Consider the following 15,680-nt stretch of genomic DNA (forward strand, 5'->3'; position numbering starts at 1 on the left):
GCCACATCCTCGGCAGCACCCGTCAGCAGTGGGGAGTTCGACATGGACCGCAGAAGCTTCAGCCGACGGATGCTGATGGGCGGCGGGGTCGCCGCGGCGGCGGGGGTGACATCGTTGTCCCTTCCCGCACCCCAGGCCGTTGCAGCCCCCTCCAGCCCCCGGACGGCGCCCTTCGGGGGAGCGGTCCGGCACCTGCGCATGTATGTGGAGCAGCTGGCGGACGGCCGGATGGGCTACGGGCTGGAGAAGGGCAAGGCGACCGTGCCGGGCCCGCTGATCGAGCTCGACGAGGGCGACACCCTGCACATCGAGTTCGTCAACACCCTGGACGTGCCCGCCGGTCTCCACGCGCACGGCGTCGACTACGACATCGCCAGCGACGGCACCCGGATGAACGGGAGCACCGTCGAGCCGGGTTCCACCCGCACGTACACCTGGCGCACCCACCGGCCGGGGATGCGCCGCGACGGCACCTGGCAGCCCGGCAGTGCGGGCTACTGGCACTACCACGACCACGCCGTCGGCTCCGACCACGGCACCGAAGGCATTCGCGAGGGCCTCTACGGGCCGCTGATCGTCCGGCGCAGGGGCGACATCCTGCCGGACAGGACCATCACGATCGTGTTCAACGGCATGTCGATCAACAACACCCCGGCCGGCAAGACCCCCGACTTCACGACCACGCTCGGCGAACGGCTCGAAGTCGTCATGATCACGCACGGCGACTTCTACCACACGTTCCACCTGCACGGTCATCGCTGGGCCGACAACCGTACGGGCATGCTCACCGGCCCCGACGACCCCAGCCGGGTCGTCGACACGAAGATCGTCGGCCCGGCGGACTCCTTCGGCTTCCAGGTGATCGCCGGCGAACACGTGGGCGCCGGCGCCTGGATGTACCACTGCCATGTGCAGAGCCACGCCGACCGGGGGATGGGCGGGATGCTGCTCGTCGCCGACCGGGACGGCCATGTGCCCGGACACGACGGCTAGGCGCTACGGGCTCGCGAACGCCCGGAGGCGTTGCTGCTCCTCCTCGACGATGCGGCGGGCCAGCTCACCCTCCGACACGTCCACCGCGTCCGGCGTCGTCTCGGCGAGATCGCTGCGCCGGGCGTACGCGTCGAACAGGCGCTCCTTTCGGGCCACGATGGCCAGCATGCGCTGGTCGACGCTGTCCGCGGCCAGCAGCCGGTGCACCTGGACCGTCCGTATCTGGCCCATCCGGTGCGCGCGGGCCACCGCCTGGTGCTCCGTCGTCGGCTTGATCTGCGGTTCGCACAGGATGACGACGGACGCGGCCTGCATGTTGAGCCCGACCCCGCCCGCCTGGATCTGGCTCAGCAGCACCGCGTGGCCCTCCGCGGCGGCGAAGCCGTCGACCAGCTCCTGGCGCCGGGCCGCCGCCACACTGCCCGACAGCGGCCCGAACACCCCGTCGCCCAGCGCCTCGCGCACCGTCTCCAGCACCTCGCGGAAGTACGAGAACACGACCACCTTCAGGCCGTTGTCCGCCGCCTCCGCGACCAGCTCGCGCAGCCGGTTCAGCTTGGCGGAGGTCTCCGGACGGGCGTACGCGGCCCGGCGCATCCGCATGAAGTGCCCGGCGGCCACCGCCTCCCGATAGGCCAGCAGATCGCCCTCGCTGAACTCCTCCCACTCGTCCACCTGGACCACGGCGGGCAGTTCGGTCAGCACGTCCCGCTGGTTGCGCCGCAGATAGGCCGGAGCCACGGCGCGGCGGAACGCCTCCGAGCCCGCGGCGCCCTGGCCGGCGCTGACCGCGGGGGCCAGCTCGGGCCTCAGACCGCGGACCAGGCTGCGGAACTCCTCCACCCGGTTCTCCATCGGCGTCCCGGTCAGGAACAGCACCCGGTCCGTCCGTGCCGACCAGCCGGAGACCGCGCGCGAACGGCGGGTCGCCGGGTTCTTCACGTAATGGGCCTCGTCGACCACGAGCATTCCGGGGCGCACGCCGCCGTGCTCCGCGTCCGGCAGGGTGTGCAGCGCGTCGAAGGTGGTCAGGGCCACCCCGCCGGTCTCGCGCCACTCGGCGAACGCCTCCCGCCGCTCGGGGCCGTGCACCGGCACGGCGCGCAGCGTGGACCTGGCCCGGACCTCCCGCGTCCAGTTGATCAGGACGCTCGCCGGGCACACCACCAGGAAGTGCGTCTCCCCGCGCGCCGCGAGATGGGCCAGAGCCGCGATGGCCTGGACGGTCTTGCCGAGCCCCATCTCGTCGCCGAGGATCACCCGCTTCTGGACGAGCGCGAAGCGCGCGCCGAACGACTGGTAGCCGCGCAGCGACACCCGCAGCCGGGCGTCGTCCAGCCGCAGCCCGCGCACCCGGTCGGCGATCCCCGACGGCAGGAACCCCGCGGCCGCGTCCCGGTCCGGCCCCGAACCCGACAGCTCCGCCAGCAGGCTGTAGTACTCGGCGGACCGCAGCTCGAAGTCGACCCAGGCGGCCACCGGCGATTCCGGCTCCCGCAGCAGATCGGCCGACACCTGGGCGAACAGCGGCGGCAGCCCGCGCTCCACCGCGTCGCTGACCGCCGCCCGGACGCCGGTCACGGCCTCCCGCACCCCGGCCCGCGCCCGCCGTCCCGCCAGGAGCATCCGCAGCCGGCCCCGCGCCGGTCCGGCCGCCGTCAGCGGTGGCTCCAGGCGCTCGGCCAGCGCACGGGCGCCGTCCACCGCCCGCCGCACGTCCGGACCCGCCTCCACCAGCCGGTACAGGGCGCCGAGGAGCGCGGTCACGGCCTCGTCCCGGGTGTCCACGTCGATCCGCAGCGCCACCGTGTCCCGCACCGCGTGCGCGATCTGCGCCGCCGCGGCCAGGGTCTGGTCGGCGGTCTGCGCCCCCACGCCCGGGATCTGGCGGAGCTCGTAGCGGCTCGCCCCGTACACCTGGCCGACCGTCGTGAGGCCCGCCTGCTCGATCGCGCCGAGGCGCAGCCGGCCCTCGGTGACGTCCTTCAGCCGGGCGACGGGGATGGCGGCGAGATCGGCGCGTACCAGCGCGTCGAGCAGAGGGTCCAGGCAGGTCCGCACGGCGGTGACGGCCCGGGTGCGGTCCGCGAGCACGCCCCGCGCGGCGTCCAGCAGACCGTCGGCGCGCACGAGCAGTTCCCGGGCGGCCCGCCCGGCCGGTGCCGCACCCTCCGCGGTCCCGCTCTCGGTCATGTACGTCCCTCTGTCCCCGCACGTCCTGCCGGTCTCCGTGTCCGGCACCGCACATCGTCCCACGCACCACCGACAGCCGGGCCGGACACCGGGTGGGACGACGCCCCATTGACGCGGCGTTGATCAGTCGTTTATCGGGGCAGGGCAGTGTGACAACCATGCTGATCAACACCGCGACCGACCCCGCCTTCTCCTGGCAGGAGACAGCACTGTGCGCGCAGGCGGGGCCCGAGTTCTTCTTTCCGGCCCCGGGCAGTTCCACCCGTGAGGCCAAGCAGCTCTGCAACGCCTGCGAGGGACGGCAGGCGTGCCTGGAGTACGCCCTCGACAACGACGAGCGCTTCGGCGTATGGGGCGGCCTGTCCGAGAAGGAACGCGAGCGGCTGCGCAGAGTCGGGCGCGACCGGGCCTGAAACCGCCCCGCCCGTGCGAGACTTCGGCCTTCCGTTATTCGGCCCGCGCGTTCCGTGACCGCTGCGGAACCCGCGTCGACCTGGAGGAGAAGCCGAGTTGAGCGAGTACGACTACATCGTCGTCGGGGCGGGTTCGGCCGGCTGCGTGCTGGCCGCGCGGCTGTCCGAGGATCCCACCGTCCGGGTCGCCCTCGTCGAGTCGGGCGGGCCCGATCGCAAGCAGGAGATCCGTATCCCGGCCGCGTTCCCGAAGCTGTTCAAGACCCCGTTCGACTGGGACTTCAGCACGGTGAAGCAGCAGGCGCTGGGCGGCCGTGAGCTCTTCTGGCCGCGCGGTCACACCCTCGGCGGCTCGTCCTCGATCAACGCCATGATGTGGGTGCGCGGCCACCGCGACGACTACGACGCGTGGGCCGGCGCCGCCGGGCCGGAGTGGGGCCACGACGCGATCGTGCCCTACTTCCGGCGCGCCGAGCGGTGGGCCGGTCCCACCGCGCCCGGCACGGTGTACGGCACCGAGGGCCCGCTGCACATCGCGCCGCCCCGCAGTCCGTCCCCGCTGACCGCCGACTTCGTCGCCGCCTGCCGCGAGGACGGGCTGCCGTTCCTCGGCGAACTGAACGTCCCCGACCACAGCGGGGTCGCCATGACACCCGTCAACCAGCGGCGCGGGCGGCGCTGGAGCGCGGCCGACGGCTACCTGAAGCCGGCCGCCCGGCGCGCCAATCTGGACGTCCTCCCGCACACCCGCGTCCGCGCCCTCGCCTTCGACGGCGACCGTGCCACCGGGGTGCTGACCGAGGGATCCGGCACGCTCACCGCCCGCCGCGAGGTGATCCTCAGCGCCGGTGCCATCGGCTCCCCGCATCTGCTGCTGCGCTCGGGCATCGGCGACCCCGGCGAACTGCGCGACGCGGGCATCGAGGTGCGGGCCGCCTCCCCGGACGTCGGGCGCAACCTTCAGGACCACCTGTCCTTCGCCGTCACCCTGCACTGCCCGCGCCCGGTGACCATGACCGGCGCCGACACCCCGGCGAACATCGCCCGCTACCTGCTGGCCGGGCGCGGACCGCTCAGTTCCAACCTGGCCGAGGCCGTCGCCTTCGTACGCAGCGCGTCGGAGCCGGCCGCCCCGGACCTCGAACTCATCTTCGCCCCGGCGCCGTTCATCGACCACGGGCTCACCCCGCCCACCGAGCACGGCATCACCATCGGCGTCGTCCTGCTCCAGCCGGAGAGCACCGGCCGCATCACCCTGGACCCGGACCACCCGGACCCCGGCTCGGCCCTGCGGATCGATCCGGGCTACCTGGCCGCCGAGGCCGATCTGCGGTGCCTGACCGACGGTGTGCGCCACGCCGAACGGCTCTTCGCCCACCCGGCCCTCACCGCGCACACGTCGACCCCCATGGGCCACTACCCGGGGCAGGTCGACGACGACCGCCTCGCCGAGGCGATCCGGACCGGGGCGGAGACCCTCTACCACCCCGTCGGCACCTGCCGGATGGGCGAGGACACCGGCTCGGTCACCGACCCCCGGCTCAGGGTGCGCGGCGTCCGGGGCCTGCGCGTCGTCGACGCCTCCGTCATGCCGCGCATCACCCGGGGCCACACCCACGCGCCCACGGTCGCCATCGCCGAGAAGGCCGCCGAACTGATCAGGCAGGACGCCCGGCGGTAGCCCCCGCGAGGGGCCGCCGCCGGACGGGGATCACGACGGGATGCGGAACGTCTCGCCGTACATCTTCCAGGTCAGCGGCGGCTCCAGGTCCAGTTCGCCGTCCTCCAGGAACACGCGCTGCGCGGTGTCGATGCGCGAGGTGTCGTGCTGCTGGTTCTTCTTCGACTTCATCACGGCCCGAGCGGTGTCCAGGAAGATGTCCAGGTACGCCGACTCGTCACCGCCCTCCGTGACCGTGTCCGCCTCGGCCAGCGCCGCCTGCCGGATGCCGTAGAACGAGTCCGCCTCGTGCCCCGGCCCCTGGAGCACCATGGTGTCGAAGTAGATGTACTGGCCCAGCGCGCCGAGCCCGTCGAGCTTCGCGAGGCGCACCGCCGGCTCGAAGAACTGCTTGTCGCGGACCTCCTCCTGCGCCGCGCGGAACGCCGGGTCCTCGGCAGCCTTCTTCCACGCGGCCGTGAACCCGGGGTCCAGGCCCTTGTGCGAGCCGGTCCCGTCGACCTTGCGCAGCGCCGGGAGGAACGGGGCCAGCGGGTTGTCCGGATGGTCCTTCGTGAACGCCTCGACGAACACCAGCATGTCGTGCGTACCGGAGCAGAACCCGACGAGGCCCGCCGCGTAGCCGGTGCCGTCGCCGCTGTCCTCGATCGTCCCGTACTGGCTGCGCCAGTCCAGGGTGGAACCCTCGGCGCTGGCCAGCAGCTGCCACGCGACCTCGCGCATCTTCGGAGCGGCGAGCCCGGCAGGTGCCTTCTCGACCTGCTCGTTCATCTCCTCGCGCTCCTCGTCGTCCGCCGCGGCGAACGGGTCCGGGTTCACCGGCCCGGTCGCGGTCGCCTCGGCCCTGGGGGAGTCCGTGGGCAGTCCGGAGTCGTCTCCGCCGCCGCTGTTGAACACGAGGGAGACGGCTATCGCCAGCGGCGCACCGATGAGAACGAAGCGGGTCACAGGTTTCACCGGCACAGCGTACGGTTCCCGCCCGCCCGGGGAGGGCATACCCCCGCACGGCAGAATCGGCCCATGACCGACGCCCTGCTGAAGGCCCTCGATCCGCTTCCGTACCCCGCGCGCGTGCGTGAACTCGCCGCCCGCGCACGCGTTCTGTCCGCTTCGGGGGAATTGCGTGCCGTGCTGGACGAGCTGGACGGCGGCGGGCCGCACGAGCGGGCGACGGCCGTGGTCGCGGCGGCCGTCGGCCGCGACGGGGAGTGGATCGCCGCGCACCTCGCCGACCCGGACCCCTTCGTTCAGGGGCATGCCCTGCGAGTCGCCCGGAGCCTCGGTGTACCGGACGAGGCGTACGAACAGGCCCTGGACGACCTGCCCCGCACCGCGCGCCGTCGCCTCCTGAGGGCCGTCGTCGCCGACGGGCGCGCCGGTCTCGCCGTCCGGCTCGTCGACCGGGTGCGCGCCGACTGGGGCGACGCCGAGGCGGCCGTGCTGCTGCCGGGCTGCCCCGCCGAGGCCGTCGCCCGGCTGCTGCCCGAACTGCTGTACGCCGTACGCGGCTGGAGCGGCCTGGGCCGCCGCCACCCCGGCCCCCTCCTGGACGCCGTCGAACGACAGCTCGCCGAACTGCCCGAACCGCAGCGCGCCGAGTGGTGGCGGCGCTACGCACCCGGGGTCGCCGCCACCGTCGCCTCCCGGCCCGGACGCGTCCTCGATCTCCTCGAACGCCTCGGCCCCGTGAGCCTGCCGTGGCAGCTGTCGCGCAGCCTCGGCGCCCTGGCGGCGGCCGACCCGGCCCGGACCGCGCGGCTCCTGCTGCGTACCGCCAACCGTCCGCTGCTGGAGCGCGGCGCGCGCACGCTCCGGGCCGGGCTCCTGGTCCGCCTGGCCCGTACCGCGCCCGACGGGCTCGTCGTGGAGCTGGGCCGGGCCATGGCCCAGGACTCCGACGGGTTCGCCCGCCTCCTCGCCGCACTCCCGCCGGGCCGGCGCACCGCGCTGCACGCCTCGGTCACGGCCGGGCGCGGTCCGGGCGGTCCCGCCGTCGACACGGCCCTGCTCGACGCGCTGCCCCGCAGCGGTGTCACCGACGAGGCCCGCCGCATGGCCGCCCGCGCGGCCGAACGCGGCGAGGACTGGCACACCGTGCTGCTCGCCGAGTCCTACCTCCCGGCCGCCGAGGTGTGGGAGAAGCTGCTCGCCGCCACCCGCCGGCCGACGGCGGCCGACCGGGCCCTCGTCTGGCCGCTGCTCGTCCGCAACGCCGGGCGCACCGGCGCGCCCGGACCCGTCGCCGTACTGCTCGACGACATGGCGAGGCTCCGCAACGAACAGGACCCCGTCCGCTCGGCCGCCCTGCTCGCCCTCGCGCGCATCCCCGCGGACCTGTTCACCGAGGCCATGGAACCCGCCCTGGACCGGCTCGCCGCCGACGCCGTCGAGGCCCGGGACTCCTCGCACGCCACCCGGCACGCCCTGAGCACCCTCGCCGTGCGGCTGCTGCGCGAACACGCCGTCACGGGCCGCCGCTCTCTGGTCAGCTGGTCGTTGCGCACCCTGGTCCGCATCTCCGGCAGCACCGGCGGCGCCGACCTCGGCCACCTCGACCGCACCCTGCGCCGGGGCCAGGAGCACGACGTCTTCGAGGCCCTGCGGCCGTGGCTGGAGGCGGGCGCCGAGAAGAGCGACTACGGGCTGGTGTTCGCGCTCACCCGGGCCCTGGGCCGCCGCGCTGCCGGGCTCCCCGAGCTCCAGGACCTGCTGTGGCAGGCGATCCGCTACGGCTCGGTCACCACCGCCCGGACCGCCGTCCGGCTGTGGCTCGAACCGGACGCGGACCGGGGCGGGCGCGTCGAGCGGCTGCTCGCGCTCGACCCGTCCGCCGGCACCTTGCCCGAAGTGCTGCGGGTCCTCACCCACAGCCGCACCGACCTCCTCGACCCGTACCTGGCAACCCCGCCGCCGCACGGCCGCTTCCTGACACCCGGCAGGCCCTGGACCGTCCACCCCGGGCCCGAGATCCGCCGCTGGGTGCCCCGCCAGCACCGCGCCGCCGAACGCGCCCTGAGGCGTGCCGCCCGCGACGAGAAGCTGCCGCTGCACGGACGTGCCCGCGCGGTCGCGGCCCTTGCCCGCATCCCGGGGACCGGCGCGGACTCCGTACGGGAGTGGACCGGCTCGGACGACGTGGTGCTCGCCGAGGCCGCCCTCACCGCCCTCGGCCACACCGACCGGGCCCCCGGGGTGCTGCCCGACCTGCTCGCCCACACCGGGGACGACCGGGCCCGGGTCGCCGTCTTCGCGGCCGGCCGCGCCTCCCAGGACGTCCGGCCCTCCGTCCTCGCCCCGCTGCTGCGCGCCCGCCTGGCCCCCGGCACCGGCAAGGTCACCAGCCGCAAGGAGGCCGTCCGCCTCGCCGTGTCCCGGCTGCCCCGGGAGACCGCGGCCGGCCTGGTCGCCGAGGGCTACGAGGTTCCCGAGCAGCACCCCGACGTGCGGGCAGCCTGCGTGGCCGCCGCCATCGAACTCCTCGGCGACGAGCGCATGTGGCGGCTGCTCGCCGAAGCCGCCGCCGGGCCCGCCGTGCTGCGCACCGCCGTCCTGCGCGTGCGGCCCATGGACCTGCCCGCCGCGCACCGCACCGGCTACGCACGCCTGGTGCGGGAGGTGTGCGGCACGGACGACGAGGAACTGGCCGCATCCGCCCACGCGGTGGTGGCGCGCTGGATACCGTGGGAGCCGGGCATCTGCGAGGTGCTGGCCGCCGCCACGACGGACCTGGCGCGCCGCCGCTCCTGGCGCTCGGCCGCCGACGCGCTGGCCGGGGCGGCGGCCGCGGTCTCGGGAGAGGCCGCGCGGGCGTTCATGGGGGCGCTGGGCGTTCTGGCGGACACCGTGGAGATGGACGACGCGGGCAGCGACCGCGACCGGCCGGCGCGACAGCGCACCGTCCACCTGGTGAACCGGCTGGCGGCGGCGGCCGGGGCGCACCCCGACGCCGCAGTGCGCTCGGTCCTCACCGCCGCCGGTGAACTCCTCGCCCGCCACCGCGACCACGTACCGCAGGCCGCCGAACTGCTGGTCGGGGCGGTGGACCCGGACAGCGGGCCCGACGCCCTGTACGCCGCCCTCGACCGGCTCGCGCTGCTGCACAGGGGGCGGCCCGTGCTCGCCGCCCGCACCGCCCTCGCGTTCGGCAGGAACCAGGGGATCCCGCGGGGCGAGGAGGAGGCGGCGACGCTGCTCGCGGTGGCCGGGAGCCTCGCGGAGGACGGCGGCCTCGCGCACGGCCTGTTCGCGGTGCGGCTGGTCGCGGCGGGCGGCCGGCACACGGGCTGGAGCGGGCCGTGGCGCACCCAGCTGCGGCAGCTGCGGCGGCATCCGGAGGGGGAGGTGCGCGACGCGGCGTACGCGGAGGTGACGGTCCGGGAGTGAGCGGACCCCCGGAACCGTCCGGCCGCCTCCCCGGTGTCCGGGGCGGCGGCCCTTCGTGCGGTCAGCCCTGGGCGCGGGCCGCCATCCGCGCCTTGCGCGCGGCGAGCTTCTCGTCGAACTTCGCCGCCTCGGAGTCCAGCCCGTGCATGTACAGGCCGAGCTCCTCCTGCGCCTTCAGGCCCTCCGGGCCGAGGCCGTCGATCTCCAGCACCTTCAGATAGCGCAGCACCGGCTGGATGACGTCGTCGTGGTGGATGCGCATGTTGTAGATCTCGCCGATCGCCATCTGCGCGGCGGCCCGCTCGAAGCCGGGCATGCCGTGGCCGGGCATCCGGAAGTTGACGACGACGTCGCGCACGGACTGCATCGTCAGGTCCGGAGCCAGCTGGAAGGCCGCGCCCAGGAGGTTGCGGTAGAACACCATGTGCAGGTTCTCGTCGGTCGCGATGCGCGCCAGCATGCGGTCGCAGACCGGGTCGCCCGACTGGTGGCCGGTGTTGCGGTGCGAGACGCGGGTCGCCAGCTCCTGGAAGGCCACATAGGCCACGGAGTGCAGCATCGAGTGCCGGTTGTCCGACTCGAAGCCCTCCGCCATGTGCGCCATCCGGAACTGCTCCAGCTTGTCCGGGTCGACCGCGCGCGAGGTGAGCAGGTAGTCCCGCATCACGATGCCGTGCCGGCCCTCCTCGGCCGTCCAGCGGTGCACCCAGGTGCCCCAGGCGCCGTCGCGGCCGAAGAGCGTGGCGATCTCGTGGTGGTAGCTGGGGAGGTTGTCCTCGGTGAGGAGGTTGACCACGAGGGCGATCTTGCCGATGTCGGTGACCTTGGACTGTTCGGACCGCCAGGCCTCGCCGTCCTCGAAGACGCCGGGGAAGTTGCGCCCGTCGGAGAACGGCACGTACTCGTGCGGCATCCAGTCCTTGGCGACCTTGAGATGCCGGTTGAGCTCCTTCTCGACCACCTCTTCCAGCGCGAACAGGAGGTGGGCATCGGTCCACTCCTGTGAACTGCCGAGATGGGGAGAAGTGATCGTCATGGAGGCTCCTGGGGACGGGAGAATTACCTACGGACTCGTAGGTTACGAGACCGTAGGTTAAAGCGACGGTAAGGCCCAAGCCAAGCCCGAACGGGCGACCATCGCTCACTCTGTGTCACCATCGGCGGAGGGGTACGCGGAGAGCCCCCCGCGTACCCACGGCCGTGTCAGAGCCCGGCGCGCACCTCCTCGGCCGTCGTGGCGCGCAGTTCGCCGTCGAGCAGCAGCCAGCGCGTGATTCCCAGCGACTCCAGGAACGGCACGTCGTGACTGGCCACGACGAGCGCTCCCTCGTACGCGTCGAGGGCCGCGGTCAGCTTGCGCACACTGGCCATGTCCAGGTTGTTCGTCGGCTCGTCCAGCATCAGCAGCCGCGGAGCCGGCTCGGCCAGCAGCAGCGCCGCCAGCGCCGCCCGGAACCGCTCCCCGCCCGACAGGGTGCCCGCGGCCCGGTCCGCCCGCGCGCCCTTGAACAGAAAGTGTGCCAGCCTCGCCCGGATGTGGTTGTTCGTGGCGTCCGGCGCGAACCGCGCCACGTTCTCCACCACGCTCAGCCCGTCATCCAGCACATCGAGCCGCTGTGGCAGGAAACGCAGCGGGACCTCGGTCACCGCCTCCCCGGACACGGGCGCCAGCTCACCGGCGAGCGTACGCAGCAGCGTGGTCTTGCCCGCTCCGTTGCGCCCCACCAGCGCGATGCGCTCCGGACCGCGCACCTCGTACTGCCCGCGGACCCGTGCCCCGTACGCGAGTTCCAGATCGCGCAGCACCAGTACGCCCCGGCCCGGATGGACCTTGGTGCGCGGCAGCTCGACCCGGATCTCGTCGTCGTCGCGCACCGCGTCGACGGCGTCGTCCAGGCGCTCCTTCGCGTCGGCCAGCCGGCTCGTGTGCATCAGGCGCTGCTTGCCAGCCGACTCCTGGGCGGAGCGTTTGCGGGCGCTCGCGGCGATCTTCGGCACACTGCCCTGCTCGAACAGCTTCTGCCCGTACCGTCTGCGCCGGGCCGCCTTGACCTGGGATTCGGCCAGTTCACGCTTCTGCCGCTGCACGTCGGCCTCCGCGACCCGCACCATGCGTTCGGCCGCCTCCTGCTCGACGGCGAGCGCCTCCTCGTACGCGGAGAGGTTGCCGCCGTACCAGGTGACCGTGGAGTCGCGCAGGTCGGCGATCTGGTCGACGCGCTCCAGGAGTTCGCGGTCGTGGCTGACGACGATCAGCACCCCGTGCCAGGCGTCGACCGCCGCGTACAGCCGCTGCCTGGCGTACAGGTCCAGGTTGTTGGTCGGCTCGTCGAGCAGCAGCACGCCGGGCCGGGCCAGCAGCAGCGCGGCCAGCCGCAGCAGCACGCACTCGCCGCCCGACATCTCGCCGATCGTGCGGTCGAGCCCGATGTGGCCGAGGCCCAGTCCGTCGAGCGTGGCACGGGCCCGCTCCTCGACGTCCCAGTCGTCGCCGACCGCGGCGAACCGCTCCTCGCCGACGTCACCGGCCTCGATGGCGTGCAGTGCCTCGCGGACCGCGTCGATGCCGAGCGCGGTGTCGACCCGCAACTCCGTGTCCAGGACCAGGTTCTGCGGCAGATATCCCACGTCGCCGGACACGCTGATCCGGCCCCCGGTGGGCCGGAGTTCTCCGGCGAGCAGCTGCAGGAGGGTCGATTTGCCGGCCCCGTTGAGGCCGATGAGCCCCGTGCGGCCGGGGCCCACGGTGAGATCGAGTGACTCCAGCGCCCAGCTGCCGTCGGGCCAGGCGAAGGAGAGGGACGAGCAGGTGAGATGGGCCGTGGGGGCAGACATGAGGAATCTCCCGGTTGCGAGGAAGGACAGGGCAACGGGGTGAGACACCGGCCACTGGCGTTCCGCGGAATTCCGGGATGACGGAAGGAAGGCCCTGGTCACGGAGGACGGCTCAAGGAGCTGAGGTCACACTCGGGCGCGCGGGCACGGCAAAGACCGGGCACGGGGCGCGACACGGTGTCTCACGACCTCAGATCTGCAACGTCCTGCTCCATTCAGCGACGACAAGGACGCCGACGACGGTACGGGGGCCCCGGAGAGGGAGCAAGCGAATTAACGGGCCCCGCGCGGCAGCGTATTCAGCGGGACCCGAACAGGTCGGTCAGATTCCGGTCCAGATCGAGGTACCGGCGCTCGTGGCCGCAGGGCACCAGGTCCTCCGCCCGCCGCAGGAACCGGCGCAGATCCGCCGTGCGGACGTGCACCATGGCGATCCCCTCGGCGGCGTGGAACTCCAGCACCGTGCGGTCGTAGCCGAACGGTCTGACCCGTACGTCACCGAGACCGGACGGGACCTCCATCCCGGCCGCGAGCAGGTCCCGGGAGAACTGCCAGGACACGTCCGTCCCCTCCAGCGTCGCCGGAGCGGGGAACGCCATGCGTACGGCGAAGGGGTCCGCCCGGTCGTAGCTCAGGACGGCGGGCAGGGTCTCCATCTGCGGCGCGGACGCCACCATGCGGGCCTGTACGGACTGTTCGATGACCGTGGACACGAACCTGCTCCCTCTCGCGACCGGACGAACGGTTCCCGGCACCCGTAGAGACGACGGAAGCCGCCGATCCGTGCACCGGGGGACGGCGTGAGCTGCATCACCGCACACCGCTGCCTGTTCACGTGCCCCGTTCCGGCCGGTACACCCCGGCCGGGAGCGTTCTGCCGCGAGGAGACCTCAGAGGGTCTGGCGGTACGGGGCGAGCGCGTCGGAGGTCTTGGTCGCGATGAACTCCGTGATCCGGTACGCGCAGACGTCCTCGACCACGAAGGGGTCGGTCGCCGCGAGCCGCTCGATCGCCGCCCGGTCGTCCCCGACCGCGAGGATCACCCCGCCGTCCCTGGGGTTCTTGCGGCCGGAGGCGATGAACACCCCCGCCGCGTACTGCTCGTCGAGCCAGGCGACGTGCTCCTTCATCACCGCGTCGACACGGTCCAGCGGGGCGGTGTAGGACAGCTCAAGTACGAACATGATCCTCAGGCTACCGGCAGGGCTCCGGGAGACACGGCCTAGGGTGGGGAGGACCATGACAGCACTTCAGATGCCCTCCGACGCGGCCGGGGCCCGTGCCGTGCAGGACGCCCTGCGGGCCCGGGTGGTCCTCGACGAGCCGGGGCCGCCGCCGGGGCGCGGCCGGGTCACCGGGGTCGACGTCGCCTACGACGACGAACGCGACATCGTCGCCGCGGCGGCCGTCGTGCTCGACGCCGCCACGCTGGAGGTGGTGGAGGAGGCGACCGCCGTCGGCCGGGTCAGCTTCCCGTACGTCCCGGGGCTGCTGGCCTTCCGGGAGATCCCGACCGTGCTGGCCGCCCTGGAGAACCTGAAGGCCGGCCCCGGTCTGGTGGTCTGCGACGGATACGGCAGGGCCCACCCTCGCCGCTTCGGCCTCGCCAGTCACCTCGGCGTCCTGACCGGGCTCCCGGTCATCGGCGTCGCCAAGAGCCCGTTCACCTTCACCTTCGAGCCGCCCGGTCCCCGGCGCGGCGACCAGTCGCCGCTGCTGGACGGCGCGGAGGAGGTCGGGCGCGCGCTGCGCACCCGGGACGGCGTCAAACCGGTGTACGTCTCCGTCGGGCACCGCACCGGCCTGGACAACGCCGTCGCGCACACCCTCGCGCTGACCCGGGGCTTCCGGCAGCCGGAGACGACGCGCCGGGCCGACTCCCTGTGCCGCAGGGCCCTGCGCGAGGCGACCGGCTGAGGGCGGTGGGGCGGCCGCGGCTCCTCAGCGGACCGCCGCCACCCGGAAGCGCAGCCCGGCGGCGATCAGCCGCTCCAGCAGCGCGTCGCCCATCGCGGCGGCCGTCGTGACCTGCCCCGACGTGGCCGGCAGTTCGTCCAGCGCCAGGCACAGCGCCGACTCCGCGAGCATCTTCGCCGTCTCGTCGTAGCCGGGATCGCCGCCCGACACCTCCGTGAACACCCGGCGCCCGCCGCCCTCGCCGACGAACCGCACCGTGAACCAGCTGCGCCGCCTGCGCTCCGCGTCCGGGCCCGCGCCGGGCTCGTAACGGCCCATCAGCCACTCCCGTGCGGCCGGCACCTGGGCGGCGCCGAGCAGCGCGCCGAGGGCGGCCGTGCCGCCGAGCGCCACGGGCAGGTGCTTGACCGAGGCGTAGTGGCGGTAGCGGAAGTCGGGGCCGTAGCGGGGCAGCGCACGCGCCGAGCGGGCGATGATCCCCGCGTCGAGCGTCGGCAGCGGAAGCGCCCAGGTGCCGGTCTCGGGACTGAAGTGCGGGCGCCCGAGCGGGGTGTGGACGCGCCGTCCGGCCAGCCGGGGTTCGTACAGCCGGCGTTCCCGCGCGGCGCGCGCGGTCTGCGGGCCCCGGCCCATCGCGGTGAGCGCCGAGGCGAACGTACCGCCGGAGAAGACGGCGTTGCTGCGGACGAAGCCGTCGACGCGCAGCGGCACGTCCTGCGGCAGCTGCCGCACCGTGAAGTAGGCACCGAGGTCGTGCGGCACCGAGTCGAAACCGCAGGCGTGCACGAGTCGGGCGCCGGTCTCGCGGGCGCGGGCGTCGTGGTCCACGTACATCCGGTCCACGAACTCCGGCTCGCCGGTGAGGTCCGCGTAGTCCGTGCCCGCCTCGGCGCAGGCGGCGACGAGCTTCTCGCCGTACCAGACGTAGGGGCCGACGGTCGTGGCCACCACCCGGGCGGACTCGGCCAGCGCGCGCAGCGAGTCCTCGTCGGAGGCGTCCGCCTCGACGATCGGGAGGTCCGCGCAGCGCGGATCCAGGTCGGTCAGCCGGGCGCGCAGCTTCTCCAGCTTGGCGCGGTCGCGCCCGGCGACGGCCCAGCGGAAGCCGTCCGGGGCGTGCCGGGCGAGATATTCGGCGGTGAGCACACCCACGAACCCGGTGGCGCCGAAAAGGACTACGTCATAGGGGCGCGCGGCCCCGTTCTGCCTGTTCACGAAAGCCTCCGCGGAGGACGGCACCGGATGGAGCGAGCAGAGGTTAGCGC

The 15,680-nt window shown here is 73.7% G+C and carries 12 protein-coding genes; 5 read left to right on the forward strand and 7 right to left on the reverse strand.

From position 1 onward, the window contains the following. The first annotated feature begins 42 nt into the window (after window positions 1-42). Window positions 43-993 carry a multicopper oxidase domain-containing protein gene (locus tag EAO73_RS02790; protein ID WP_147969843.1) on the forward strand — a complete coding sequence of 317 codons (951 nt, stop codon included), beginning with the start codon at window positions 43-45 and terminating at the stop codon, window positions 991-993. A 3-nt stretch (window positions 994-996) separates the two neighbouring features. Here EAO73_RS02790 and EAO73_RS02795 read toward each other — a convergent pair whose 3' ends face one another. Beyond that, window positions 997-3,186 (reverse strand): DEAD/DEAH box helicase, encoded by a 2,190-nt coding sequence (locus EAO73_RS02795; protein ID WP_147969844.1) that lies wholly within the window; start codon window positions 3,184-3,186, stop codon window positions 997-999. 158 nt (window positions 3,187-3,344) lie between these two features. Between EAO73_RS02795 and EAO73_RS02800 the strand changes: the two genes are divergently transcribed. After that, complete coding sequence (locus EAO73_RS02800) at window positions 3,345-3,599, forward strand: WhiB family transcriptional regulator (protein WP_073965723.1); 255 nt, start codon at window positions 3,345-3,347, stop codon at window positions 3,597-3,599. 97 nt (window positions 3,600-3,696) lie between these two features. Continuing rightward, a complete protein-coding gene (locus EAO73_RS02805) occupies window positions 3,697-5,280 on the forward strand; it encodes a GMC family oxidoreductase (RefSeq protein ID WP_147969845.1) in 1,584 nt (527 codons plus the stop codon). A 30-nt stretch (window positions 5,281-5,310) separates the two neighbouring features. Here EAO73_RS02805 and EAO73_RS02810 read toward each other — a convergent pair whose 3' ends face one another. Then, window positions 5,311-6,228, reverse strand: coding sequence for a chitosanase (locus EAO73_RS02810; RefSeq protein WP_147970000.1), 918 nt, complete (start codon window positions 6,226-6,228; stop codon window positions 5,311-5,313). Window positions 6,229-6,300: 72 nt separating this feature from the next. Between EAO73_RS02810 and EAO73_RS02815 the strand changes: the two genes are divergently transcribed. After that, a complete protein-coding gene (locus tag EAO73_RS02815; RefSeq protein WP_147969846.1) occupies window positions 6,301-9,663 on the forward strand; it encodes a hypothetical protein in 3,363 nt (1,120 codons plus the stop codon). A 61-nt stretch (window positions 9,664-9,724) separates the two neighbouring features. On the opposite strand, the gene EAO73_RS02820 is transcribed toward EAO73_RS02815, so the two are convergent. From EAO73_RS02820 to EAO73_RS02835, 4 genes are all read right to left on the reverse strand, one after another. Next, the gene (locus tag EAO73_RS02820) at window positions 9,725-10,699 is read right to left on the reverse strand and encodes an acyl-ACP desaturase (RefSeq protein ID WP_147969847.1); all 975 of its coding nucleotides are present in this window, start codon (window positions 10,697-10,699) and stop codon (window positions 9,725-9,727) included. Window positions 10,700-10,866: 167 nt separating this feature from the next. Then, complete coding sequence (locus EAO73_RS02825) at window positions 10,867-12,498, reverse strand: ABC-F family ATP-binding cassette domain-containing protein (RefSeq protein WP_147969848.1); 1,632 nt, start codon at window positions 12,496-12,498, stop codon at window positions 10,867-10,869. 299 nt (window positions 12,499-12,797) lie between these two features. Further along, window positions 12,798-13,211, reverse strand: a complete 414-nt coding sequence (locus tag EAO73_RS02830) for an SsgA family sporulation/cell division regulator (protein WP_147969849.1) — start codon at window positions 13,209-13,211, stop codon at window positions 12,798-12,800. A gap of 177 nt (window positions 13,212-13,388) precedes the next feature. Next, window positions 13,389-13,682 carry a YciI family protein gene (locus EAO73_RS02835; RefSeq protein WP_147969850.1) on the reverse strand — a complete coding sequence of 98 codons (294 nt, stop codon included), beginning with the start codon at window positions 13,680-13,682 and terminating at the stop codon, window positions 13,389-13,391. Between the two features lie 70 nt (window positions 13,683-13,752). On the opposite strand from EAO73_RS02835, the gene EAO73_RS02840 reads away from it, so the two are divergent. After that, window positions 13,753-14,415: an endonuclease V gene (locus tag EAO73_RS02840; RefSeq protein ID WP_147970001.1), complete on the forward strand. Its 663-nt coding sequence runs from the start codon at window positions 13,753-13,755 to the stop codon at window positions 14,413-14,415. 24 nt (window positions 14,416-14,439) lie between these two features. Here the strand turns inward: EAO73_RS02840 and EAO73_RS02845 are convergent, their stop codons facing one another. After that, window positions 14,440-15,630, reverse strand: coding sequence for a saccharopine dehydrogenase family protein (locus EAO73_RS02845; RefSeq protein ID WP_147969851.1), 1,191 nt, complete (start codon window positions 15,628-15,630; stop codon window positions 14,440-14,442). Window positions 15,631-15,680: the final 50 nt, after the last annotated feature.

This window comes from Streptomyces sp. col6 (genome assembly GCF_008042035.1).
Classification (GTDB): Bacteria; Actinomycetota; Actinomycetes; order Streptomycetales; family Streptomycetaceae; genus Streptomyces.